Annotated in this window: 23 protein-coding genes; 14 read left to right on the plus strand and 9 right to left on the minus strand. The window is 47.3% G+C overall.

Going from position 1 to position 25,776, the window contains the following annotated elements; translation table 11 throughout:
• Positions 1-93: 93 nt before the first annotated feature.
• Positions 94-1,776, plus strand: a complete 1,683-nt coding sequence (lysS, locus tag IS446_RS08740; protein WP_203059903.1) for a lysine--tRNA ligase — start codon at positions 94-96, stop codon at positions 1,774-1,776.
• Between the two features lie 800 nt (positions 1,777-2,576).
• Here the strand turns inward: lysS and IS446_RS08745 are convergent.
• The 3 genes from IS446_RS08745 to IS446_RS08755 form a co-directional block, all read right to left on the minus strand.
• Positions 2,577-3,197 (minus strand): hypothetical protein, encoded by a 621-nt coding sequence (locus IS446_RS08745; RefSeq protein WP_203059905.1) that lies wholly within the window; start codon positions 3,195-3,197, stop codon positions 2,577-2,579.
• A 367-nt stretch (positions 3,198-3,564) separates the two neighbouring features.
• Positions 3,565-4,185, minus strand: coding sequence for a hypothetical protein (locus IS446_RS08750; protein WP_203059907.1), 621 nt, complete (start codon positions 4,183-4,185; stop codon positions 3,565-3,567).
• A gap of 516 nt (positions 4,186-4,701) precedes the next feature.
• Positions 4,702-5,322, minus strand: coding sequence for a hypothetical protein (locus tag IS446_RS08755; RefSeq protein WP_203059908.1), 621 nt, complete (start codon positions 5,320-5,322; stop codon positions 4,702-4,704).
• A 190-nt stretch (positions 5,323-5,512) separates the two neighbouring features.
• On the opposite strand from IS446_RS08755, the gene IS446_RS08760 reads away from it, so the two are divergent.
• A complete protein-coding gene (locus tag IS446_RS08760; protein ID WP_203059910.1) occupies positions 5,513-5,995 on the plus strand; it encodes a hypothetical protein in 483 nt (160 codons plus the stop codon).
• 45 nt (positions 5,996-6,040) lie between these two features.
• Here the strand turns inward: IS446_RS08760 and hemL are convergent, their stop codons facing one another.
• The 4 genes from hemL to IS446_RS08780 are packed head-to-tail and all read right to left on the minus strand — an operon-like array spanning position 6,041 to position 9,410.
• Entirely contained in the window at positions 6,041-7,318 is a 1,278-nt protein-coding gene (gene hemL / locus IS446_RS08765) for a glutamate-1-semialdehyde 2,1-aminomutase (protein ID WP_203059912.1), read from the minus strand.
• 23 nt (positions 7,319-7,341) lie between these two features.
• The gene (locus tag IS446_RS08770) at positions 7,342-8,151 is read right to left on the minus strand and encodes a glucosaminidase domain-containing protein (protein ID WP_203059913.1); all 810 of its coding nucleotides are present in this window, start codon (positions 8,149-8,151) and stop codon (positions 7,342-7,344) included.
• Complete coding sequence (locus IS446_RS08775) at positions 8,148-9,041, minus strand: 1-aminocyclopropane-1-carboxylate deaminase/D-cysteine desulfhydrase (RefSeq protein ID WP_203059915.1); 894 nt, start codon at positions 9,039-9,041, stop codon at positions 8,148-8,150. The genes IS446_RS08770 and IS446_RS08775 overlap by 4 nt, the downstream gene beginning before the upstream one ends.
• A 30-nt stretch (positions 9,042-9,071) precedes the next feature.
• Positions 9,072-9,410: a hypothetical protein gene (locus tag IS446_RS08780; protein WP_203059916.1), complete on the minus strand. Its 339-nt coding sequence runs from the start codon at positions 9,408-9,410 to the stop codon at positions 9,072-9,074.
• 74 nt (positions 9,411-9,484) lie between these two features.
• Between IS446_RS08780 and IS446_RS08785 the strand changes: the two genes are divergently transcribed.
• The 7 genes from IS446_RS08785 (at position 9,485) to IS446_RS08815 (ending at position 18,369) form a co-directional block, all read left to right on the plus strand.
• Complete coding sequence (locus tag IS446_RS08785; protein ID WP_235996454.1) at positions 9,485-9,649, plus strand: DUF5522 domain-containing protein; 165 nt, start codon at positions 9,485-9,487, stop codon at positions 9,647-9,649.
• Between the two features lie 193 nt (positions 9,650-9,842).
• Positions 9,843-11,843, plus strand: coding sequence for a urocanate hydratase (locus tag IS446_RS08790; protein ID WP_203059918.1), 2,001 nt, complete (start codon positions 9,843-9,845; stop codon positions 11,841-11,843).
• A 70-nt stretch (positions 11,844-11,913) separates the two neighbouring features.
• Positions 11,914-12,480 (plus strand): DUF4136 domain-containing protein, encoded by a 567-nt coding sequence (locus tag IS446_RS08795; RefSeq protein ID WP_203059919.1) that lies wholly within the window; start codon positions 11,914-11,916, stop codon positions 12,478-12,480.
• Positions 12,481-12,583: 103 nt separating this feature from the next.
• Positions 12,584-13,168: a DUF4136 domain-containing protein gene (locus tag IS446_RS08800; protein WP_203059920.1), complete on the plus strand. Its 585-nt coding sequence runs from the start codon at positions 12,584-12,586 to the stop codon at positions 13,166-13,168.
• Between the two features lie 133 nt (positions 13,169-13,301).
• Entirely contained in the window at positions 13,302-13,868 is a 567-nt protein-coding gene (locus tag IS446_RS08805) for a DUF4136 domain-containing protein (RefSeq protein WP_203059922.1), read from the plus strand.
• 1,010 nt (positions 13,869-14,878) lie between these two features.
• Positions 14,879-16,639 (plus strand): aromatic amino acid hydroxylase, encoded by a 1,761-nt coding sequence (locus tag IS446_RS08810; RefSeq protein WP_203059924.1) that lies wholly within the window; start codon positions 14,879-14,881, stop codon positions 16,637-16,639.
• Positions 16,636-18,369: a hypothetical protein gene (locus tag IS446_RS08815; protein WP_203059926.1), complete on the plus strand. Its 1,734-nt coding sequence runs from the start codon at positions 16,636-16,638 to the stop codon at positions 18,367-18,369. Before IS446_RS08810 ends, IS446_RS08815 begins: the two co-directional genes overlap by 4 nt.
• A gap of 6 nt (positions 18,370-18,375) precedes the next feature.
• Here IS446_RS08815 and IS446_RS08820 read toward each other — a convergent pair whose 3' ends face one another.
• Together IS446_RS08820 and alaS are read right to left on the minus strand one after the other, a co-directional pair.
• Positions 18,376-19,326, minus strand: coding sequence for a GSCFA domain-containing protein (locus tag IS446_RS08820; RefSeq protein ID WP_203059928.1), 951 nt, complete (start codon positions 19,324-19,326; stop codon positions 18,376-18,378).
• Positions 19,327-19,382: 56 nt separating this feature from the next.
• Positions 19,383-21,992 (minus strand): alanine--tRNA ligase, encoded by a 2,610-nt coding sequence (alaS, locus tag IS446_RS08825; RefSeq protein ID WP_203060220.1) that lies wholly within the window; start codon positions 21,990-21,992, stop codon positions 19,383-19,385.
• A gap of 116 nt (positions 21,993-22,108) precedes the next feature.
• On the opposite strand from alaS, the gene IS446_RS08830 reads away from it, so the two are divergent.
• The 5 genes from IS446_RS08830 to IS446_RS08850 are packed head-to-tail and all read left to right on the plus strand — an operon-like array spanning position 22,109 to position 25,288.
• Positions 22,109-23,086, plus strand: a complete 978-nt coding sequence (locus IS446_RS08830; RefSeq protein WP_203059930.1) for a M23 family metallopeptidase — start codon at positions 22,109-22,111, stop codon at positions 23,084-23,086.
• On the plus strand, positions 23,086-23,415 hold the full coding sequence (locus IS446_RS08835) for a MerR family transcriptional regulator (protein ID WP_203059931.1): 330 nt from the start codon (positions 23,086-23,088) through the stop codon (positions 23,413-23,415). Before IS446_RS08830 ends, IS446_RS08835 begins: the two co-directional genes overlap by 1 nt.
• Positions 23,416-23,433: 18 nt before the next feature.
• Positions 23,434-24,033, plus strand: a complete 600-nt coding sequence (locus IS446_RS08840; RefSeq protein WP_203059933.1) for a LemA family protein — start codon at positions 23,434-23,436, stop codon at positions 24,031-24,033.
• A gap of 8 nt (positions 24,034-24,041) precedes the next feature.
• Positions 24,042-24,479, plus strand: coding sequence for a TPM domain-containing protein (locus IS446_RS08845; RefSeq protein ID WP_203059934.1), 438 nt, complete (start codon positions 24,042-24,044; stop codon positions 24,477-24,479).
• Between the two features lie 29 nt (positions 24,480-24,508).
• Complete coding sequence (locus tag IS446_RS08850; protein WP_203060222.1) at positions 24,509-25,288, plus strand: TPM domain-containing protein; 780 nt, start codon at positions 24,509-24,511, stop codon at positions 25,286-25,288.
• Positions 25,289-25,776: the final 488 nt, after the last annotated feature.

The following is a 25,776-nucleotide window of genomic DNA, read 5'->3' on the forward strand; positions in this document are numbered from 1 at the left end:
AAACAAAATTCTTCCGTAGTCTTAAAAACAACTTGGCTTTGATTGATTATCAAATACTCACTATCTTTGCAGGCTTAAATGTAAATAGAAACTATGCAACTTTCTGAACAGGAATTGATCCGTAGAGAGAAACTTTCGAAGTTAAGAGCGATGGGCATTAACCCATACCCCGCAGAACTATTTCCGGTTGACCACACTTCAAAACAGGCTAAAGCCGAATATGAAGAAGGAAAAAAGGTGATCCTTGCCGGACGCCTGATGTCGAGAAGGATTCAGGGGAAGGCGTCGTTTGCCGAGCTCCAGGACAGTGAAGGTCGCATTCAAGTATACTTTAACCGCGATGAGATCTGCGCGGGAGAAGACAAAACCATCTACAACGAGGTGTATAAAAAACTTCTCGATATCGGTGACATTATCGGGATCGAAGGAGAACTCTTTACCACCAATGTGGGAGAGAAAACCGTGATGGTTAAAGATTTTAAACTCCTCAACAAATCTTTACGTCCGCTACCCCTTCCTAAGGTGGACAGCGAAGGTAAGGTATACGACGAGTTCAACGATCCGGAACTCAGATACCGCATGCGTTATGTGGACCTCATCGTAAATCCGCACGTAAAGGACACCTTTATAAAGCGAACAAAGATCACCAACAGTATTCGTGAGTTCTTTAACGACAAGGGATATCTTGAAGTGGAAACACCTATTCTCCAGGCCATTCCCGGAGGTGCCGCTGCACGTCCGTTCGTAACCCACCACAACGCACTAAACATGCCGCTTTACCTGCGTATTGCGAATGAGCTCTACCTCAAGCGACTTATCGTGGGCGGATTTGACGGGGTTTACGAATTTGCAAAAGACTTCCGTAACGAAGGGATGGACCGTACCCACAACCCTGAGTTTACCGTCATGGAGCTGTATGTAGCCTACAAGGACTACAACTGGATGATGAACACCACCGAGACATTGCTCGAGAAAGTAGCCACCGACGCTACCGGTTCTTCAGAAGTTAAGGTGGGGGAAAACACCATCAGCTTCAAAGCACCTTATCCGAGAGTGCCGATCCTCGAGGCGATCAAGGAACACACCGGATTCGATGTTGCCGGAATGGACGAGAACGAACTTCGTGAAGTATGTAAAAAACTGGATATCCCGGCAGACGATACCATGGGGATCGGAAAACTTATCGACGAGATCTTCGGAGAGAAATGTGAGCACCACTACATTCAACCAACATTTATCACCGACTACCCTAAGGAGATGAGTCCGCTTACCAAAGAGCACCGTGAGAACCCAGCCCTTACCGAGCGTTTTGAGCTGATGATCAACGGAAAAGAAGTAGCTAATGCCTATTCTGAGCTTAACGACCCTATCGATCAGCGCGAGCGTTTCGAAGAGCAGTTAAAGCTTTCTGAAAAGGGAGACGACGAAGCCATGTTCATCGATCAGGACTTTCTTCGTGCCCTCGAATACGGAATGCCTCCTACATCGGGGATCGGGATCGGCATCGACCGCCTGGTGATGCTCCTTACCGATAACGCTTCGATCCAGGAAGTGCTTTTCTTCCCTCAAATGAGACCGGAGAAAAAACCGCTTGCCATTAGCGATGAAGCCAAAGAAGTGCTATCCCTGCTTACCCAAAAGATGCCACTGAACGACCTTAAGACGGCTTCAGGACTTTCTAATAAGAAATGGGATAAGACCATTAAGGAATTGACAAAAAATCAAGCTGCCAAGGTTGAAAAGACCGAGGAAGGACTCTTTGTTGAAGCCCTTTAATACGTCTGTTCCTACAATGATATAAATGAAGGATGGCCTATCGGTCATCCTTTTTTTGTGCTTAAGATCGGTGACTAAACGACCACACACTATGCGCACTCACAAAACATATCATATACACCTAACAGCTCACTCCTAAGACACCAGACTCCATGTGCCGCATACAGGTATAGAATCACCAGAATATTTAACACTTATGATCACATCATAAATGCCGGGGATCCCTTGACTAAGAATGTAGTTTTAAAGTTAGTTCATGGAACCATGAACACATGTCACTTTAGTCTACTGTGAAAGAAATAAGTAAAACTAACAGAGAACATAATCCCATTAGGGATAATGCAACATAAACTGAAAAGAGGTTCCGAACGGAATGAAGATCAAAAGGATAATGCCTTCGGCTGAAAGTAAAAAGGAGGTCTGACTCCCTCTGTTACTTTCAACTTCAGAGCAACTGAACGAGCAGCGCAATAGAAAGCGCCAGGCTCGATAACGTAAAGGCCATGCCCAAAACGATCACAGGCACAGGGTTTAAGTAATTTTTATTCATAATTGTGACTTAGGGGTTTAACAAGTGAAAAATACGACCACAACAACTGTTAACCAACACTTTACCCTGGTTTGTTGTGAACAGTAAAAATACTGTGGTGAACTGCATCAGGAGCACTATCAAAAAAACAAAAAAGGCCCGTTCAGGGCCTTTTTATCTGGTATACAGAAGCTTAAAGCAATAGTATTTCACCCAAGCTTCCTGAGCTAACAAAAAATTCTAAGTCCGTACGACCCGCTTTAGGGGCAGCTTAAAAGAGTACTTCTACCATTTCGCTATGGCATTCGCAACTCCCGGCAATCAGGTCAAGATCTACGAACAGGATCTGATCAAGGTCCCCCAGGTGAGGATCAAACTTCTTTGGCAGATAGGCTATGGTGTCGAAACCAAGATCTATCGCTTCCTGCTCCTCTGCAAAAACAAGTGCGCTGTAATTTCCGATGTAGGCATCAAAGCCGGCAGGGAGGAATTCCCCGGTATCAAATCCCAGAACAACGGCTTCGGTCTCTGCCTTATAGTCTAATGCGTAAAGATCTTCAACATAAGGATCGAATCCCTTAGGAAGGTAATCGCTTACCGCAAATCCAAGCTCTACAAGCTCTGAACGATCCATTGCTTTAAAGTGCACACGATCGAGGTCTCCCACATGCGGATCAAAACGCTCCGGAAGGTAGCCTGCCGTATCAAAATCGAGAGCCACCTCTTCTTCCTGTTCAATAAAAACGATCTCGCTTAAAACCACTCTCGTATCCGGCGATTCCTGATACGTTTGGGTATCGATAGCTTGAAATTGGGTTAGACTCCCGGTTACCGTTTGAGCAGCCACATTCCATCCCAGAAGTAAACTGCCTGCCATGAATAATAGACTCATTCTTTGACTATTTTATGATCAAGATTGGTTGATATGAAGATACAAATAAGACGCGTTGTAAAACAGTTTGTTACGCCTTACGAAAACGATTTAGTAAATCTTCAACCGTTTAACCGGAACCTTAAAAAGAGTACTGCAACTTCCTTGAAAAGGATGCAAAATCGGCAAGATTTCAAGGAGAAATTCAACCTTTATGTAAGGCCATTTTATCACTTCAACCCTCCTACCCCTACTCAAACACAAAAAAAGACCCTCAACGGGTCTTTTTTGATACGGAGACAGACATATTAACACTTAAAGAAATGTGCCTGTACTCGCTCTGCTAACAAAATTCAAAGTATAATAAACTACTTAACCACTCTTTGTACTATGGTGCTGTCTCGGCAACTTCTTCGGCCGTTTTAAAGTTCTTAAGGAAGTGATAGTCCATTTCGATATAACGAATCTGATCCAGGTCGCCTACATGCGGGTCGAATTTCTCCGGAAGGTAGGTTGCAGTGTCAAAACCGAGCTCGATCGCTTCCTGAGCCTCCATATACGCCAGGTCATTATAATTCCCCAGGTGCGGACAAAAGCCATCCGGAAGGTACTGCGCCGTATCAAACCCCAGTTCGATAACCTCACTTTCTTCCACATAAGCCAGGTCATTAAGGTCTCCTACATGCGGATCAAATCCTTCAGGAAGGTAAGCTTCGGTCTCAAATCCGAGCGCCACTTCCTCTCCTTCCTCCATATCCACATAGGCCATATTTTCAAGATTCCCTACATAAGGATCAAATCCTTCAGGCAGGTACGCTGAGGTATCAAAGTCAAGGATCACTTCGTCCTCGTTCTCGATAAACACGATCTGATCGAGTTGGGTGCGAGCATCTTCTGCCTCACAGGTGATCTCATTAAAAACAGGTTGCTGGTTTGTTGTATCGTTGGTCGTTTGGGTAGCTCCATTCCATCCTAGAAGTAAACTACCTGCTATAATTAAACTGTTCATTTTTTGATTATTAAATGGTTCGTGTTGATGATTGATTTACTATTAAGACTACCTACAAATCAAATTGTTACGCGCTTTCTGAAGATTTTAACAAATGCCTCCTGTTTTTACATCTCTTTTAACATTAATAGCATGTAACAGGGGTAATTCATCATGAATTAGACAGCCTTAGCATAACTCCTAAGTGCCATCAGGGCACTTACCCGAACGACACTTCCGGAAGCCAAACAGGAGCATAACAAGATCTAAACCATGCCTTACCGCAACATCTAAATCAGGAATCTACGCGGAAATCTCTCCGGGGATTGTCAGGGCTCCCGGAAAACAATAGGACGATGATCCAGAAGCAAAGCATCTCTAATTGGGTAACAGCCTGCTTAAGACCATGGTCCTGCTGCAACCATAAAAAAAGTCCACAACGGGACCTTATAAAAAGAGAACAGGCACTTAAACTGATGAGGAATAGTGCCTGTTTACGGTGCTGATAAGAATTTGATATTCATATGCGTTTGTTGTTTATTGTACGATCTCTGCCAATACTTCTGATGCTTTAAAGTTTTTAAGGAAGTGGTAGTCCATTTCGATATAACGGATCTTATCCAGATCTCCTACGTGCGGATCGAATTTTTCAGGAAGCCAGGCTGCAGTGTCAAAACCAAGCTCGATCTCTTCTTCAGCTTCCACATAAGCAAGGTCGTTGTAGTTACCTAGGTGCGGACAAAAACCTTGAGGGAGGTACTGTGCCGTATCAAATCCTAATTCGATGATCTCTTCATTCTCTACATAGGCAATATCATTAAGATCTCCTACATGAGGATCAAAGCCTTCAGGAAGGTACGCTGCGGTATCAAATCCGAGAACTACATCCTCTCCTTCTTCCATATCTACATAGGCGATATCTTCAAGATTCCCTACATAAGGATCAAATCCTTCAGGCAGGTACGCTGCGGTATCGAAGTCCAAAACTATGACTTCCTCGTTCTCGATAAATACGATCTGATCAAGGGTTGCTTTGGTGTCTTCAACCACACAGGCTGCTTCATTAAAAAAAGGTTGATGGTCTGTTGTGTCGTTTACCGTTTGGGCAGCTCCGTTCCATCCGAGAAGTAAACTGCCTGCTAAAATTAAACTGTTCATTTTTTGATTATTTACTGGTTCGTTTTGATGATTGATTCACTATTAAGACTATCTAAAAATCAATTTGTTACGTCTTTTTTGAAGATTTTAACATCTCTCCTGTTCTTTAACATGATTTTTAACAATCCCGGTCTTAAACCAATGCAAAGGTGACCCATCTAAATAAACAGAACCTTAATTAAACATTACGATGATGAAGTATTTAGCAGCCGCATTGACATTCACAGGATGCATTGTCTTAACACAAGCACAAGCACAGACAGCGGAAAAGCACCACCAGGAGATCACGATGGCCCAACAGGCAGAGATCAGGAGTAAAACGCTCGCATTGCATCTTGACCTCAACAAAAAGCAACAGCAAATGATCATGGAACTTGAAAAAGACATGTTCACCAAAAGAAAGGCTATAAAAGAGGAAGCCCGGGCGCAGCGGGAAGATAACCGCTCAACAAGGGAAGGACGAAACCATCACAGGCCAAAACCCACCAGAAAGCATCACCTACCCCCGGAACTCCATATTAAGACGCTGGACCTGCAATTGGCCCATCAAGAGAAGATGAAGAAGATCCTGAGCGAAGACCAGTACCGACAATGGATACACATGAAACACCGAAAACACAGATCGGCACACCGCAAGCACAGCAAACAGCACGCGAAACCGGGAAGGAGATAAACGGTATTAAAAAAGGCGGAAAGTAGATCTTTCCGCCTTTGCTTTTTATTTCACGAATGCTGCTGTAGCTTCGATGGTCTTGTCCAGATCGCTATAACTCAGGGCGTCGTTCAGGAACCAACTTTCAAAGGCACTAGGCGGCAGGTAGATGCCGCTATCGAGCATATGGTGGTAGTACTTCTTAAAAGTGTCATTATTCCCTTTGGCAGCAGTGTCAAAATCAACCACTTCCTCTGTAAAATGCAGACTGATCATAGACCCCACCCTGTTGATGCAATAGGTTTTCCCGGAGGCCTTCATCACCTCATCGAGCCCCTTATGTAGGTAGGCTGTTTTTTCTTCCAGGCTTTTAAACACCTCTCTGTGATCATTAAGGTATTTCAACATGGTATATCCGGCAGCCATGGCCAGCGGATTCCCACTCAGGGTTCCGGCCTGATATACCGGCCCTTCCGGCGCCAGCATGCTCATCACCTCGTTGCGTCCTGCAAAAGCACCAACAGGCAAGCCTCCCCCGATCACCTTACCAAAGGTCACCAGGTCGGCCTTAACCCCCATAAGCTCCTGAACTCCTCCGGGAGCCAGCCTGAATCCGGTCATCACCTCATCAAAGATCAATAAGGTACCGTGGGCATCACAAAGATCCCTGAGGCCCTGAAGAAAGCCTTCCTTAGGAAGCACACATCCCATATTCCCGGCTACAGGTTCGAGGATGATGGCAGCCACTTCCCCTTCATTAGCTTTAAGCAATTTTTCTACCTGCTCTAGGTTGTTATAAGGTGCCAACAAGGTATCCTGAGCTGTTCCCCGGGTAACTCCCGGACTGTTAGGGCTACCGAAGGTCACCGCCCCACTTCCGGCCTGGATGAGGAACGAATCTGAATGCCCGTGGTAGCACCCTGCAAATTTGATGATCTTATCTCTTCCTGTAAATCCGCGCGCCAGTCGCACAGCACTCATACAAGCTTCTGTTCCGCTGTTCACGAATCTGATCTTATCAACATTGGGAACCATAGAAATGGCCAGTTCGGCGATCTTCGTTTCCAATTCGGTAGGAATACCATAGGAAGTCCCCAGCGCTGCCCTTTCTTTTACGGCCTCAACCACCGGGTCAAAAGCATGGCCCAGAATAAGCGGCCCCCAGGACGCGATAAAATCGATAAGGGTATTATCGTCTTCATCGGTTAAATAGGCTCCCTTGGCCCTTTTCACAAAAATAGGCTCTCCTCCAACGGCCCCGAAAGCACGCACCGGCGAGTTCACCCCACCAGGGATCACCTTTTGTGCTGCTGCGAACAAGGCACTACTTCTTTTGTAGATCATTATATATTTCGTGTTAAGTGTTCTTATTTAAAATAGAGCTCCTGCCCTACCTGAATATTATTTCCCTGGAGATTGTTGCGCTCTTTGATGGCCTCAACACTTACTCCGTATTTACGGGACAGCGAATATAAGGTATCTCCTTTTTTTACGCGGTATACCTCCTGGTTGGTGGTTTTGTAGACTACCTCAGGTTGTCTTTTTGCCCGTTTACCCAATACCATGGCATCGTACTTGTAAAGGCCATAGCGTTCGATAATAGAAATGAGCTTATTGGGGTATTTAGGGTCGGTGGCATAACCTGCTTTTTTCAGGCCTTTAGCCCATCCTTTGTAATCGTCCTTATCCAGATCGAAAAGGAAGGCATACCTGCTGCGACCGGTAAGAAATCTGGAATGGTCGGCATAGGAAGCCTCCGGATGCCTGTATTTTCTAAAGCACTCGTTTCGTTTATCGTCGTCATGCCTTACCGACGGGCCCGTCCACCCCTTATGGCATTTGATCCCAAAATGGTTGTTGGCACGACGCACCAGGTCGCCTCTCCCGGCACCACTCTCCAGGATACCCTGGGCCAGGGTAATACTCGCCGGGATCCCGAACTCCTTCATCTGGTCCATGGCGATCTCATCGAACTGATCGATATATCCTTTTACCACATCGGTATACACGGTGGTCTTTGAAGTCGACTCAAAGGTGTCCTGCTCCCGTTTCTTTTCAGGTTTACGAACTTCTACTTGCTTTCTGTCGGGGGATCTTTTGTTATAGGTGCGTTTGTGGCTACCACAGCTCGCCAATAATAGAGCGGTTAGGGTTAAGAGCAGGTATGCATTTTTCATTGTATTAGAGGTAGTTTTTTTCGCTTTAAAAATTCGTTCATCCCTTTGACACCTTGCAGGCCACCCGTATGAATGGCTAAAATACGTGTTTCCGGTTCGAAATACCCTTTTTCTGCAAGGGCTGCAATGCCGTACATCATCTTACCGGTATACACAGGATCCAGGGGAATCCCGGTTTTCTGTTTAAAGATATTGATAAAATCGATAAGTGACCTGTCGACCTTGGCGTACCCCCCGAAATGGTAATCGGTTATAAGGTCCCAATCACCGCCTGTGGTAAGCCTCGCGATTTCGTGTTTTAAAAAGTCCCCCTTCAAGGCGGGAAAACCCAGGACCTTTTGTCCTTCGGCTGCACCCTCGATCAGACCGGCCATCGTACCTCCTGTTCCGACAGCAGTGCACACCACATCAAAGGCTGCATCTTCAGGGTCAAGGATCTCTGCACAACCTTTTACGGCAAGGGTGTTGGTACCCCCTTCCGGCAATACGTAATACCCGGGAAAGGTCTCCTCCCAACGGGCTATCATCTCCGGGGTCATCTTATTACGATAATCCTCACGGCTCACAAAATGTAAAATCATATGCTGATCCCTTGCCCGTCCCAGGGTTTCATTAAGTGGTTGCCTCTCCAGCTCTTCCCCTCGAATAACCCCCACACAAGGCACTCCCGCCTCATTACAGGCGAAGGCCGTTGCAGCAATATGATTGGAAAATGCCCCGCCAAAGGTAAGCACCCCCTTATACCCTTGAGCCTTAACATGCTGCAAGTTGTATTTGAGCTTGCGGTATTTATTGCCCGAGACCACAGGATGTATCTGATCTTCCCGTTTTAGAAAGACCTTAAGGTCATGCCGTTGAAAAACTTCAAGATGTATGGGCTGATTGTGCAAAAGGGTTGTTTTCCGGCAAATTTAAAAAGTTCAGCTGTCTGCCGAACGGTAATAACGAAAAAAAGCCCACGGTTTTCTTTTCTGCAGGTATTCGAGGTTGCCTTCTTCGCTGTACGCCTCCTTTTCAAAGCTAATGGCGCGATAAGCCCTGTAGCCATCGCCCAGCTGCAAGAACCGGTAACACCACTCGAGAACGTACCAGATATAGAAGGGTAATACCAGCAATTCTAACTGTTGTCTCAGGTGAATACGCTCGTGATTGAGCAGCACGTCATCTTCCCTGAGTCGCGGACTCTTCAGGAGGATAAACGGCCATAGGGCAAGGCCCACGTAATTGCCGGTGAAGATGTATTTAAATACCAGAATCATAATGATATCAATGGGGTATAGATACGCTTTTCTTATATATTTGCAAAAAAAACCCGGAAAATACCCTGCTTAACATGATAAGAAAAAGGATCCCGCTTGAAGAGGGAGATTACTATCTGAGTCCGGAGGGCTATAAAGTTTTTACAGAGCAGTATCACCTTAAACGGGGCTATTGTTGTGAGAGTGGATGCCGCCACTGCCCTTATGGGTTTAACAAGAAAACCAACACCACGCGCTAGGCACATGAAAGCAGGAACTTTAGTATACCGCAACAGCATCGCATACACCCATCACCGGGCAGACATCCGCTATCCCTAGTACGGAACACTTATCCCGCTTTCCCAAATTTACCCGCACACCTAACAACCAGGCTTTGCCGTTACCGGCGAAGACACCGCTATACTATAGTTAAACAAAACACCAAACGACATCATGACGTTTCAAGAACAGATACTCGAAGGAATTCCTCAGATACTACCACAACCAAAACCTTACGATCCCGAAGTTAACCACGCGCCTAAGCGAAAAGCTATTTTAAGTGAAGACGAAAAGCTTCTGGCCCTGAAAAACGCATTGCGCTATTTTGAACCGGAACACCACGCCACCCTGCTTCCGGAATTTAAGGAAGAGCTCGACACTTACGGACGCATTTATATGTACCGGTTTCGTCCGGACTACGCTATGTATGCGCGTCCTGTAGATGCGTATCCCGGAACCTGTGCCCAGGCTAAGGCGATCATGCTCATGATCCAGAACAACCTGGACCCGGATGTAGCGCAGCACCCACACGAACTGATCACCTACGGAGGTAACGGGGCTGTTTTCCAGAACTGGGCCCAATACCGCCTGGTGATGAAATACCTGGCGGAAATGACCGAAGAGCAAACCCTGGTGATGTACAGTGGCCATCCGCTTGGACTTTTCCCCAGCCATAAGAATGCCCCACGCGTGGTGGTGACCAACGGAATGATGATCCCGAACTATTCCAAACAAGACGACTGGGAGAAGTTCAATGCTTTGGGTGTTACCCAATACGGACAAATGACGGCGGGGAGCTATATGTATATTGGTCCGCAAGGTATTGTTCACGGGACCACCATTACCGTGCTCAATGGATTCCGAAAGATCGGCAAGGCCAGTCAAGGCAGTGTGTTCCTTACTTCCGGACTCGGAGGGATGAGCGGTGCGCAGCCTAAGGCAGGAAATATTGCCGGATGTATCACCGTATGTGCCGAAGTGAACCCTAAAGCCATCGAAACACGTCACAGTCAGCAATGGGTAGACGAGGTGATCGACGATCTCGACGCCCTGGTATCCCGCGTTCGCAAGGCCAAAGCTTCAAAAGAAGTGGTATCTATAGCCTATGCCGGGAACGTGGTAGATGTATGGGAAAAATTTGACGAAGCCGATATACATATTGACCTGGGATCCGACCAGACCTCCCTCCACAATCCGTGGGCCGGAGGCTACTATCCCGCGGGACTCACCTTCGAGGAGGCCAACACCATGATGGCCGAAGATCCGGAGGAATTTAAAAAAGCTGTACAGGCTTCTCTGAGAAGACAGGTAGCAGCCATTAACCGTCACACGGCCAAAGGCACGTATTTCTTTGATTACGGAAATGCCTTCTTACTGGAATCGTCAAGGGCAGGCGCCGATATCATGGCCAGGGATGAAGCCGGAAATGAAAAGGAAACCTTCCGCTACCCAAGCTATGTACAGGATATTATGGGGCCTATGTGTTTTGATTACGGCTTTGGCCCCTTCCGTTGGGTTTGTGCCAGCGGTGATCCGGAAGACCTGAAAAAGACCGACCGCATTGCCTGCGAGGTCCTAGAGGAGATCATGAAAAACTCACCAAAGGAGATCCAGCAGCAAATGGCCGACAACATCCAATGGATCAAAGGTGCCCAGGAAAACAAATTAGTGGTAGGGTCTCAGGCCCGTATCCTTTACGCCGATGCCGAGGGACGTATGAAGATCGCTGCAGCCTTCAATAAAGCAATTTCGAAAAATGAGATCGGTTTTGTAATTTTAGGAAGAGACCACCACGATGTAAGTGGAACCGACTCACCATTCAGGGAGACCTCCAACATATACGACGGGTCGAGCTTTACGGCAGATATGGCCATTCACAACGTGATCGGCGATAGTTTTCGAGGAGCTACCTGGGTAAGTATTCACAATGGTGGTGGTGTTGGATGGGGCGAAGTTATTAACGGAGGATTCGGCATGGTTCTTGATGGAACTAAGGAAGCCGATAACAACCTGAGATCCATGTTGTTCTGGGATGTTAATAACGGGATCGCCAGAAGAAGTTGGGCCAGAAACCAGGAAGCCGTTTTCGCCATTAAAAGGGCGATGCAGGCCGAGCCAAGACTCAAGGTTACCTTGCCAAACTTTGTAGACGAGACCTTATTAAGAGGGTTGTAAAAAGGACTTTTAGATAGCACCACTGTAGTTTAAAGGTCCGCGGTATTTTTAACCAAAACAAAAAAACACTATGAAGACCATTAAACTTATCGCGTCACTATTTATGCTTGCCGTTTTTGCAGCAAGTTGCTCGAGTGTCAAGGTCACCTCGGACTACGATCGTATGACCGATTTCAAGGAGTACAAGACGTTTGCCTTTTACAAACCCGGAATCGACCAGGCCAATATTTCTGACCTGGATAAAAAACGTATTCTCAGAGCGATCCAGAATAAACTGGTGGCAGAAGGCTATCAGAAATCTTCAGATCCCGATATGTTGGTGAGCATTTTCACCAGCGAACGGGAAAGAGTAACCGTATACAACAACGCCGGCTGGGGCTGGGGTTGGGGCTGGGGCTGGGGCCCTATGTGGGGAGGAGCCGCTTTTGGCCCATCAGTAGCGACCAGTACTGAAGGCTCTCTGTATATCGATGTGATCGACACCAAGCGAAAAGAACTCATTTGGCAGGGTAAAGGTACCGGAGACCTCATCACCAATGGAGATATCACCAAAAAGGAAGAACGTATTTCCCTGTTTGTGAATGAGATCCTGGGAGTATTCCCTCCACCTGCGAAAATAGAAACAGCCCAGAAATAATCTTACGGAACTTCTTAGACCATTCCTCTTATTAGTATTGGAAAAGGGATCTTTGATCAAAAAAGAAATTCCCCCCCGAACCTTTTAACTAAAAGAAAGTTCTATGAAGACCATTAAACTAATAGCTTTACTATTATTACTGGCCGTTTACTCGGCCAGCTGTACCAGCATAAAGGCAAGTGCAGACTACGATACCAAGACCGATTTTAAAACGTATAAGACATTTGCGTTTTACACGGCCGGGATGGATAGCCTGAAAATATCAGACCTCGATAAAAAACGTCTCCTAAAGGAGATCCATAAAAACATGGTCGCTAAGGGATATAAGCACTCGAATACGCCAGATGTTCTGATCAGTTTCAGCCTGATCGCACGTGACGTGGTAACTGTATTTAAACAATTTGACCATCATTATCCATATGACCTGTCTCACAAAGGTGCTAACTGGACCTATGGCTGGGACTATAAAGGAGAAATATGGAAGATTGGAACCGTTCCATTGCAAAATAACCAGGCTAACAAAGTGTCCGGAACGCTGTATATTGATCTAATAGACAACAGTAATCAAGCGCTCATCTGGCAAGGTAAGGGTATCGCAAACCTGGTAGTAAACGGCGATATGGATAAAAAGGACGAGCGAATAACTATTTTAGTGAGCGAGATCTTCAAGGAACTTCCGGGATCATAGCTCTCAATCCCCCAACAAAACGATCTTACCGAACTTCATAGACGGAAACCTGTTCTCCAGGATGTTGAAAGGAACACAGATGTAAATATCTTATCTAACGTTCCGAATGAAATAAAATTGAAAACATGAAACTATGAAAGCCATCAAACACTTTACCCCCCTGATCTTACTAACCCTGTTTATTGCAGGATGTTCCAGCGGGAACGTCATGACGGAATACGACCGATTTACCGACTTCAACGACTACAAGACCTTTGATTTCTATAAACCGGGCGCAAAGCTTTCGGCTATGGAAGACTCAGAAAGGACTGCTACACTGGAAGCCATCGAAAACCATATGGCCTCCCAAGGTTATCAGCGGGGAGACAACCCTGATATCCTGGTAAGCGTTTTCACCAGTGCCGGTGAACGAAGCCATACACACAGCAATGCCAACTGGGGCCGTGAATGGGGCTGGGGCTGGGGACCCTGGTGGGCCGGAAACTTTCCGCCGGGCACACCGAACCCTGCAGAAGGGACCCTCTTTATAGACCTTATCGACTGTAAAACCAAAACACTGGTATGGCAGGGCATCGCAACAGAAGACGTCAAAAGCACAGATAAAAGTTCGGGTGAAGGCGATCACATAACGCGTATCGTTCAGGAGATCCTGGGAACGTTTCCACCACCTCATAAACGATCTCAACTTGCACAAAATTGAAAAAAGGCCTCCTCAGGGAGGCTTTTTTATGAGTAAAGAGGATCGAATAAAGACGGAATGACAGTGCTACCTCCCCTGTTCTTCAACATGCGCGTTCACCTAAACTTTAGTGGAGGTGAAAGCCTTAGCGAAGGTTGACATCACAGCATCACTACATCCTATGGTCAAACCACCCCGCCAGCGCTTAAAGCGCTGCCACCCCTCCTTAAAAAAGGAGGGGAATAAATTCATACCTCTAAGGGGGTGTAATGATAACTTACCCGACCTTTAAAAAAAAACATTCTCCTTCCCCTACCAGGGAGGGCCGAACGGCCATGGAAGGTTCAGAGAACCTTTCATAGTGAGGAGCCATATGGTGCGCAGGCATGCAACGCCCCAGGCGTTGATGGAAGGGGTTGATGGAGGTTTCAACTCTTCTCACCCCTTAATGAGATCGCCACGGTTTACTCCTTAAACCTACCAATGACGGATGGTAACTCTAAAACACAGGAATTATATGTTGTCAGTTCGAGTGCCACGCTAAAAGCGTGGTGTATCGGGAACAATTCGGGATCAAAGCCTCTCGATACGATCCCGCTTTGCGAGATCACTCGAGGTGACGCTCTTCATCACCCTCAACAAGAAATCCAATTTCAGCGGTCCTGTCTGCAGAAAGGCAGGCTCGCGAAGACGAAGGATGTATTTTTTTTTTACTTTATCACTACCCACCTACCTGTCTACCCGCTTACCTGGCTAATCCCTACTTCCCTACTTCCCTACTTCCCTACTTCCCCACTTCCCCACTTCCCTACTTCCCCACTTCCCTATTTCCCCACTTCCCTACTTCCCTACTTCCCCACTTCCCCACTTCCCCACTTCCCTACTTCCCTACTTCCCCACTTCCCTACTTCCCTACTTCCCCACTTCCCTACTTCCCTACTTCCCTACTTCCCCACTTCCCCATTTACCATTCTTTTAATAAAAATTTTCCTTACTCTTTTGTACATTTAACGGGAAACCAAGGCTTTAATATGAAACCACAATATCAGACCAACCCATTGATCGAAAGGCTACCGGAACACCTCAAGCAGTTCATCAAGCCTCAGAACTATGACGAATACACCCCCATCAACCAGGCGGTGTGGCGTTATGTGATGCGAAAGAACGTAGACTACCTCAGCAGGGTGGCACATGATTCCTACCTGGACGGACTTAAAAAAACGGGGATCTCCATAGACCATATTCCAAGCATGTATGGGATGAACAGGATCCTCAAGGAGATCGGATGGGCTGCTGTTGCTGTTGACGGATTCATCCCACCGAATGCTTTTATGGAATTCCAGGCATATAATGTTTTGGTGATCGCTTCCGACATTCGCCAGCTGGAGAATATCGAATATACCCCTGCTCCGGATATCATCCACGAAGGTGCCGGACACGCCCCCATTATTGCCAATCCGGAATACGCCGAGTACCTCAGACGTTTTGGAGAGATCGGCTGCAAGGCCATTTCCAGCGCCCACGATTACGAGATCTACGAGGCGATACGCCACCTGAGCATCATCAAAGAAGCCGAAGACACTCCGGAAGAAGCCATCGAAGCTGCCCAGCAAAAGGTGGACGAACTCCAGGGGAAAGCCGGAGAACCCAGCGAAATGGCACTGATACGAAACCTGCACTGGTGGACGGTGGAGTACGGACTCATAGGTACTCCTGAAAATCCAAAGATCTATGGGGCCGGGCTCCTTTCATCTATTGGAGAAAGCACCTGGTGTATGACCGAAAAAGTAAAGAAGCTCCCCTATACCATCGAAGCCGCCTACCAGGACTTCGATATCACCAAACCACAACCACAGCTTTTCGTAACCCCCGACTTCGCCCACCTGAGCCAGGTGCTGGAAGAATTTGCCAATACCATGGCACTGCGAAAAGGCGGATTACAAGGATTGCATAAGCTTATCGATTCCAAAGCACTCGGAACGGTAGAACTAAGCACCGGACTGCAGATCTCCGGGGTCTTCAGTAAGGTGATCGCCCACGAAGGAAAGCCTATTTATTTCCAAACCACGGGAAAAACAGCCCTGGCTCACAGAGAACGTGAACTGGTTGGCCATGGCACCCTTAATCACATCGACGGCTTTGGGAGTCCGACAGGAAAATTAAAAGGCATCAACCTCGCCATTGAAGATATGAGTCCGCGTGACCTTAAAGCCTATAACATTTACGAAGGTGAAAAGATCACCCTCGAATTCGAAGGAGGCATTAAAGTAACGGGAGAGATCATCACCGGAAAGCGAAACCTCCAGGGCAAGATCATCCTGATCAGTTTTAAAGGTTGTACTGTAACCTACGGGGACGAGGTACTCTTTGAACCGGAATGGGGTATTTACGATATGGCGGTTGGTAAAGAGGTAGTTTCTGCCTTTAGCGGACCGGCTGATGTGAACAGCTTTGACCTCATCACCCATGTACCTTCGGAGCAAACCATTAAGCAAAAGCGACCGGAACACATCCTCAGGCTCGAGCAACTCTACCTTCAGGTTCGTGAATATCGTGAAGGCACCAACCAAACCATTTCCCGACACAAGGTATTTGAAGAGCTCAAAGCGAACTATCCTAAAGACTGGCTGCTGTCTGTAGAACTTTACGAACTGGCTACAAAAGGAGGCGACCATGAGTTTGCTGAAGAGATCGAAGCCCACTTGCACCACGTAAAACTGGACCGTCCGGAAGTAGGCCATCTTATCGATAATGGTATTGCTCTGATCAAAGAAACCCAGGTAAATTCATGAGTTCACTCCCTCTAACCTTGCGCTTTCCGGGAATGTACCTGAGAAGCCGGTATGTTCTTATCCCTCTACTACTCGCCGGTCTCATGGCGTTGCATTCCTGCAAAGACCAACCTTCTTCTGAAGAGTTAAAACGGGAACAACAACGAGCGGATTCCCTCATGAGGGCTGCTGCTGAAGCTCAAAAACGACTGGAAACAGAAGAAGAGCTCGCCGAGCGCATCAGGCTACTGAAGAACAAGGGGTTTACAGGGAACGACTCTGTGTATTACGCTGCACAGGTTACAGCAAGACCCGATTCCTTACTAACCATTATTACCCTGAACGGAAAAGCTAATCGTGCCGGAAACATAAGTACTTTTAACCGCACGGCTGTTACCCTCGATGCACAGGTAGCCAAAGGCACCATGACCGGAACGTACTTTCGAAAGGATCTGCTGGGAGACAAAACCTACAGACTCTATAGTTATGACGACATTTCCGGGAATGTTTTTGCCTATATGATCACAGCCTCCGGGAACGCACTGAAACTAACACCAACAGCCCCCAAAGGAAATTACCGCTTCGACCTGCTGCAACAAAGCACATTTGAGCACACCATAAACAATGAAAGGCGATTTTTTAAGACCATCAGATCTTCTGAGATCACCGATGACCCCCTTCTGGATTCCCTTTTTAACAATGCGCGTATCTTTCGTGATAGCGAAGCTCTCCTCCCCGAGGGGGTGACAACGCCTTTTGAACGCCTTTGGCTGAACGGAGAACACGGCAGCAGCAATGTATTGCTCACACAGCCTACAGACAGTACGTTCAGCACAATTACCTTAAGTGGTAAATACGCGAACCCTGAAACGGAGATCGCTATCAGTTCGCGATTTATAAACGACTCGACCTGGTTGCAATCCACGGTAAAAGAGAGTCTTATTTACGACCACCCCCACCTGGTAGTGTATCAAAAAGATTCTGTAAACCGCACCTTCAGCTATGGCGCAGACTTCCATTTTCAACTGGTCAGGACAGACACCGTAAGCTCCAAACAGCCCTATCCGCAATACTACCCCAACCTAAAAGACAGCATCTTCGAAATACGAACCGACAAATTCTCCATGAATGGCAAAGAAGCGTACTGGCGTTACCGCCTGGGTTATACGAAAGGGTCAAAAGACCACAGGGTAACAGTCAGGGTAAATACCAAGGATCTCATCGATGCGGAAAACAACAAGCTTATTTTCCGGTTGCCTTCTGCGGGAACACCCCGTACGGCCCAACTTCCGGAGCTCCTCACTCCTCCTGTGCTTTTTAAAGGGACAGACCTGAACTTTGACGGAGCAGACGACCTAAGTTTCAGAAAGGGAACCGATGTGAACAATAATCCTATCTATATCGTTTACCTCTACGACAAGGGCTCGGGAAGGTTTATTCGCACACCAGACCTTGATGGCAGGTCGGTTTTTAACGGCATTATCAGAGACACCATACAAAAAAAATTATTGTACACGGGATATATTGACAACGGACAGATGAGTGTGAGTGTGATCACACCCGATGCGGTTGAAGTCAAGACCAGAGAGATCTATTGGACCACGGGGAATAAAAACAAACCTCAGGTACACTACCAGAAGTTGGTGAACAACAGCATTACCGATAAGCGATCGCCCATGTTAGATAGCCTGCCGCTAAACGGCTCCGACCTGAAAACGGCATTGACCCGGTATATCCTTGAACAAAACTAACGTGGACTAAAATTCCATATGAGGAAATTCGGTGGTGAGTGCGTTGATATCCTCCTCCAGCTTTTTCAGAAAATTGCGGTGTGCCTCCCCATCAGGATCAAAAGGTTTGTGCTGTTGCGCCCTGCGCACCCGCTCCACCCGCTTCATGACATCAAAGGCGTCTTCTGCGATCCAGGCATTTGAGAAACGCTCCCAGACCACATTTATCGCCACGTTTGACGGATGCAGCATGTCGTCGGCATAAAAACGGTAATCCCTCAACTCATCCATCAGGATCTCATAGGACGGGAAATAATGCCATTTTGCAGTGGTATCGATCACCTCGTGCAGGGCGGTGAGCAGGTGTGCTTTACTGCGTTGGTTCTCAACCATACCATCGCGAAGGTGCCTCACCGGAGAAACCGTAGCAATAATGGCACAATCCGGATTCACACTTTTCACCAAAGCATCGATCTTTTCCAGCTGAGCCCGTACCGTTGCCACATCGAGCAGGGTCTTTTCAAAAAGCACCTGTGGCTGCTTGTGGCAATTGGCTACAACACTCCCGCTTTCCTTTAGGGAATACACCCATGAGGTTCCCAGGGTGATCACCAGGTGAGAAGCTTCAGTAATATCTTTTCGCAATTTCAAAACCCCTTTATTCGCTGACTTTATCGCTATATCCCGATCGGTCCTGCTACAGTCAGAATGCAGCTCATACCCGTGCCAACGGCCATTGGCAAAGAAAAGATCGTCTGCAGTGAACAAACGCTTATTTATAGCACGCTCTACCAATAGGGCAATGGAGTAAGGATTAAAGATGATACCGAAAGGATTCACCAGATTTTGAAACTGGTAGTAGCCCATCTTTGCCCCTATATGGGTCACAAAGCAAGACCCCAGCAATACCGTTTTAGCATCGTAGGTGATGGCCGGCATCTGTCTGTCTATCGGCACCTTGGTTTGGAAATCCATCATGCTGAAATTTCGAATTAAAAGCAAAGATCCCGCTCTGGGCGGGATCTGATATAAGGTTATAAATACGATTTCACTTTTTCGAGCGCTTCCGGTATCCCTGCCGGATTCTTCCCTCCTGCTGTGGCAAAGAACGGTTGTCCGCCTCCACCTCCCTGGATGAATTTTCCAAGCTCCCGAACGATCTGTCCGGCATTGAGCTCTCGTTTAGAAGCGAGGTCTTTTGAGATAAAACAGCTCAAGGTCGCCTTGCCATTATCTTCGGCTGCAAAAAGCAGGAACAGGTCGTCCATTTCACCTCCAAGCTCAAAGCAAAGGTCTTTGATCCCCGCTGTATTAAGGTCTACCTTCTCTGCCAGGAAATTCACACCATCGATCGCAGTGATACGTTGCTTGAGTTCCTGCTTCAGGTTCCCGGCCTTTTCGCGCAAGAGTCCTTCCACCTGCTTTTTAAGATCGGTATTTTCCTCCTGCAACGAGGTAATGGCCTTCAGGGTATCGGCCGGTTGCTTCAATTGTTTCTTAACGGTTTCCAGAAGTTCTGCGCGATCCTTGAGGTATGCCATAGCCTTGTCTCCGGTTATAGCCTCAATACGTCGTACTCCGGCTGCAACCGCACTCTCTGAGGTAATGATAAAATGCCAGATATCTGCAGAGTTCTCGACGTGCGTTCCTCCACATAGCTCGGTGCTCTCCCCAAAATTAATGGTACGCACCTTATCGCCATACTTCTCCCCAAAGAGGGCAATAGCACCGTCGTTCACTGCATCCTGGAAAGCCACCGCACGCTTCTCTACCAAAGGAAGTTTTGCGCGGATCTTACCGTTTACAAAATCTTCAACGGCTTGCAACTCCTCATCGGTAAGTTTACTGAAGTGCGAGAAATCGAATCGGAGTCCGTCGCTGTTCACCATACTCCCCTTCTGCTCCACATGGGTTCCCAGAACGGTTCTGAGTGCCTGGTGCAACAAGTGGGTAGCCGAGTGGTTCGCTTCGGTCATCCTTCTTTTTGTCTCACTAACTACAGCTTTTAACGCTGCAGTTGGATCTTCAGGCAGGGCTTTAGAGAAATGAATGATCAGGTTGTTCTCTCTTTTGGTATCTACAATAGAGATCTTTTTACCTCCGGCATCTTCCAGATACCCCTGGTCACCAACCTGTCCACCACCTTCGGCATAGAACGGAGTACGATCGAGTACCATCTGGTACATAGACCCTCCTTTTTTACGTTCCACCTTGCGGTAGCGGGTAATACGGGCAGCAGCTTCAAGGGCGTCATATCCTACAAACTCCTCTCCGGCCTCCCCATCGATAATGGTCCAGTCGCCGGTTTCTACCTTTGTAGCTTCACGTGAGCGTTCTTTTTGTTTTTGGAGTTCCTCTTTAAATCCGGCCTCATCGAGCTTCATATTCCTTTCACTTAGAATAAGTGCTGTAAGGTCGATCGGGAATCCGTATGTATCGTATAATTCAAAGGCTTTAGCACCGGCAACGGTATCGCCTTTGGTTTGTGCAATGATCTGATCTAATAACTGCAGTCCTTGTTCGAGCGTACGCAGGAATCCGGCTTCTTCTTCCTTGATCACCTTTTCAACCAGGTTGGCCTGGGCTCCGATCTCAGGAAAGAACTCCTTCATCTGTTCGCTGAGAATGCTCACCAGATTGTATATAAACGGTTCTTTCTTATCCAGGAAGGTGAAGGCATAACGAATCGCCCTTCTCAGGATACGGCGTATCACATATCCTGCACCGGTATTCGACGGTAATTGTCCGTCGGCAATAGCAAAGGCCACGGCCCGCACGTGATCGGCGATCACGCGAATAGCGATATCGGTTTCTTCAGCTTTACCATAAGGCACTCCACATTCTGCAACGATCTTCGAGATAAGTGGTGTAAAAACGTCGGTATCGTAGTTACTCTGTTTTCCCTGAAGCACCATACAAAGGCGCTCAAAGCCCATTCCGGTATCTACGTGTTTGGCAGGGAGTTTTTCAAGGCTTCCATCGGCTTTACGGTTAAATTCCATAAATACGAGGTTCCAGATCTCCACTACCTGCGGATGGTCCATATTTACCAGAGAAGCTCCGGGCACTTTGGCGCGTTCTTCCTCTGAGCGGATATCCACGTGGATCTCCGAGCTGGGACCACATGGCCCCTGATCGCCCATCTCCCAGAAATTATCCTTTTTGTTCCCCATAAGGATACGGTCTTCCGGTACGATACCCTTCCAGATATCCAGGGCTTCCTGATCAACATCGAGTCCGTCGGCCTCAGCACCTTCAAAAACGGTTACATAAAGCTTATCCTTATCGATACCGTATACTCCGGTAAGTAATTCCCATGCCCAAAGAATAGCGTCTTTTTTAAAGTAATCGCCAAAACTCCAGTTTCCAAGCATTTCGAACATGGTGTGGTGATAGGTATCTTTTCCCACCTCCTCGAGGTCATTGTGCTTTCCACTTACGCGAAGACATTTCTGTGTATCGCATATACGGGTAGACTTAGGAGCCTTATTTCCCAAAAAGAACTCCTTAAACTGATTCATCCCTGCATTGGTAAACATAAGGGTTGGATCGTCCTTGATCACCATGGGCGCCGAAGGAACCACCTGGTGTTCGCGCTTCTCAAAAAATTCAAGAAATTCTTTCCGTATCTCCTTTGATGTCATCATAAAGTCTTAACTTTTTGCAAAAATACCCACAACTGCAAAACAATGTTTATATTTGTCTGTTTTGCAATTGCTCTACCTATCTTTTAGATGGCAAAAATAGAACATTTAAGCGAATGGCGAAGGTAAAATATTATTACGACTCGGACACCTTATCATACAGGCGCATCGAGCCTAAAAAGCGGAAAAAGTTTCTTAAGATCCTGTTTTTCCTCCTTGGTGCTTTCTTATTTGGCAACCTTGGACTTATCGTTTTACTCAACACCAGCCTGGTCAATACCCCTAAAGAGCTTTCGCAGGCCAGGGAACTCAAGAACTACGAATTACAATTCCAGCTCCTCAACAAGAAGATGGCACAGATCGAAGATGTTCTGGCCAATATTGAAGAGCGCGACAATAATGTTTACCGACTGTATTTTGAGGCAGACCCAATTCCAAACGAGCAGCGCACTGCAGGTTTCGGAGGGGTAAATCGCTACAAGGACCTTGAAGGATACAACAACTCTGACCTGATCATTGGGGCGACCCAACGTTTGGAAAAGCTCCAGAAGCGCCTGGTGATCCAATCGAAATCACTGGATGAGATCACCGATCTTGCCGAGGAAAAAGCCAAGCTCTTATCGGCCATTCCTGCGATCCAGCCGGTACGTAACAAAGACCTCAAGCGTATGGCTTCGGGATACGGTTGGCGTTCTGACCCCTTCACCAAGGTGAGAAAGTTTCACTACGGTATGGATTTTACGGCGCCAAGAGGTACACCTATCTACGCTACCGGAGACGGTAAGGTGATCCGTGCAGACAACAGGGCAACCGGTTTTGGAGAGCACGTTCGCATCGATCACGGATTTGGATACAAGACCATTTACGCTCACATGAGTAAATACAACGTACGCAAAGGTCAGCGCGTAAAGCGTGGAGACATCATAGGCTACGTTGGTAGTACAGGACGTTCTCAGGCTCCACACCTCCACTACGAAGTATGGAAAGACAAGAAGCGTATTAACCCTATCAACTTCTACTACGGCAGTTTATCGGCCGCAGAATTCGAAGCCTTACTGAAAGCTGCGTCACAAGAAAACCAATCCCTCGATTAATGCATGTAAACCTTCCCGATAAGCTGTATTACACCATAGGAGAAGTAGCCAATGCCTTTGGCGTGAACACCTCCCTGATACGCTTCTGGGAAAAAGAGTTTAAAGAGATACGCCCCAAAAAGAACGCCAAGGGCGATCGACGGTTCAGTAAAAGCGACATCGAGACCCTCGAATTGATCTACCACCTGGTAAAAGAACGCGGATTCACCCTGGACGGAGCAAGAACGCACCTGAAGGAACACCGCAGTCAAACCCTTAACAATTACGAGATTATTCGTAAATTAGAGGGAGTAAAAGCAGCGCTTTTACAGATCAAAGATCAACTTTAAACACTAAAAATTCATCTTATGAAAAAATGGCTTATCCCCCTGATCATCATCGGGGTACTCGTGTTTGCGATCGGTAGCTGGGTTGCCGGCGTCTATAATACCGCAGTCGACAATGACGAGAACGTAACAAAGGTATGGGCTAATGTGGAGAGCTCTTACCAAAGAAGAAATGACCTTATCGGTAACCTGGTAAAAACCGTTCAGGGTGCCGCCGATTTTGAAAGAGGAACCCTGACCGACGTGATCGAAGCGCGATCTAAAGCCACCCAGGTACAAATAGACCCTACTAACCTAACACCCGAAAAATTAGCAGAGTTCCAACAGGCACAAGCCGAAGTTTCTTCAGCCCTCTCGAGACTTCTGGTTACCGTAGAACGGTATCCCGAGCTCAAGGCCAATCAGAACTTTTTGGAGCTGCAGTCACAACTGGAAGGCACAGAGAACAGGATCAATGTAGCCCGGGATCGATTCAATGAATCGGTCAACATCTACAATAAACACATCAGGATCTTCCCGAACAATCTCGTCGCAGGGATGCTCGGATTTCAGACTAAATCACCTTTCGAAGCTGCAGAGGGCGCAGAACAGGCCCCTGATGTGGATTTTGATTTCAATTAACAAGGGTCATGTCTGAAGTCGAAGAGTTTCTATCCCACGAAGACGAGCAAGAGATCGTAGAAGCGATAAGGATCGCCGAGAAATACACCTCGGGAGAGATCAGGGTGCACCTGGAATCGTCTACCGATGAAGATCCTTTAAAGCACGCTGCCGATGTCTTTCACAATCTTGGGATGGACAATACCGAAGCGCGAAACGGGGTGCTCATCTATATCGCTGTAGAAGCGCACCGTTTCGTGATCTTTGGCGACAAAGGCATTTACGAAAAGGTACCTCATGACTTCTGGGACATTACCCGTGACCAGATGCAGGAGTACTTCAGAAAAAGATTGTTCAAGCAAGGGATCATAGCCGGGGTACTTAGCGCCGGTGAACAATTACAAAAGTACTTCCCTTGGGAAAAAGACGATATTAACGAACTACCCGATGAACTCTCCAGAGGATGAATTTGCATAAAAAGCTCATAGCCCCCGTGATGTTGATCCTGATCCTCGTATTAGGATCAGCATCCGTGAGCGCTCAGTTCACCATACCTCCAAAACCCGACTTTCAGACCAGCGTATACGACTACACCAACCTGCTCTCGGGAGCAGAAAAGCGCAGCCTGGAACAAAAGCTCATCAGGTATTCGGACACCACATCAACGCAGATCGTGGTGGCTATTATCCACACGACAGAGGGCGAAAACATCAATTACCTGGGCGCCCAATGGGGACAAGCCTGGGGTATAGGCCAAGCCAAAGAAGATAACGGCGTGCTTATCTTACTGGCCAAGGACGACCGGCGCATAGCGATCAATACCGGCTACGGTGTAGAACACTTGCTTACCGATGCCCTATCCAAGCGCATTATCGAGAATGTGATCATTCCGCAATTCCGCCAGGGTGACTATTATGGCGGACTCGATCGCGGGGCCGATGTGATCTTCCAGGTCTTGCAGGGCGAATACCAGGGAAGCAGGCAATCCGACACCCCAACTATTGACATCTCCAACCTCATCTTCCTGGCTTTTATGATCTTCTTGATCATGATGGTACTCTCGAGAAATAAGGGCGGGCGAGGCGGAGGCAGCTCCGGTAACCGCGGCGGACGATTAAGTCCGTGGGATGTGATCATCCTCAGCAATATGGGCCGACGTGATTCCGGCGGATTCGGTGGCGGATTCGGTGGTGGCGGTGGCTTTGGCGGCGGTGGCTTCGGTGGAGGTTTCGGAGGCGGTGGCTTTGGTGGCGGTGGCGCTTCCGGTGGGTGGTGATGCCTTTACGGTGATGCAGTGATGCGGTGATGCAGTGATGCAGTGATGCAGTGATGCGAATTTAATGAAATCCAAAATTCATAATTCACAATCTATAATTCATCATCCATAATCCCCTCTTTACCCTTTTACACTCCGTAGCTTTAGCGAAGAAGTGCTTTACCATTCTTCATGAGATTGCCACGTCGTAGCTTCGCTCCTCCTCGCAAAGACAACGGCACCTTTAAGCTCGCTTTACCTCTTGATACTCTGAAGCTTTAGCGAAGGAGTACTTTACCCTTTCACACTCCGTAGCTTTAGCGAAGCAGTGCTTTACCATTCTTCATGAGATTGCCACGTCGCAGCTTCGCTCCTCCTCGCAAAGACAACGACACCCTTTAGTCCCCTTTACCTCTTTACCTCTTTACACTCCGCAGCTTTAGCGAAGGAGTGCTTTACCCTTTCACACTCCGTAGCTTTAGCGAACGAATGCTTTACCATTCTTCATG

Origin of the sequence: Robertkochia sediminum (assembly GCF_016786255.1) — a bacterium.
GTDB classification, from domain to species: domain Bacteria; phylum Bacteroidota; class Bacteroidia; order Flavobacteriales; family Flavobacteriaceae; genus Robertkochia; species Robertkochia sediminum.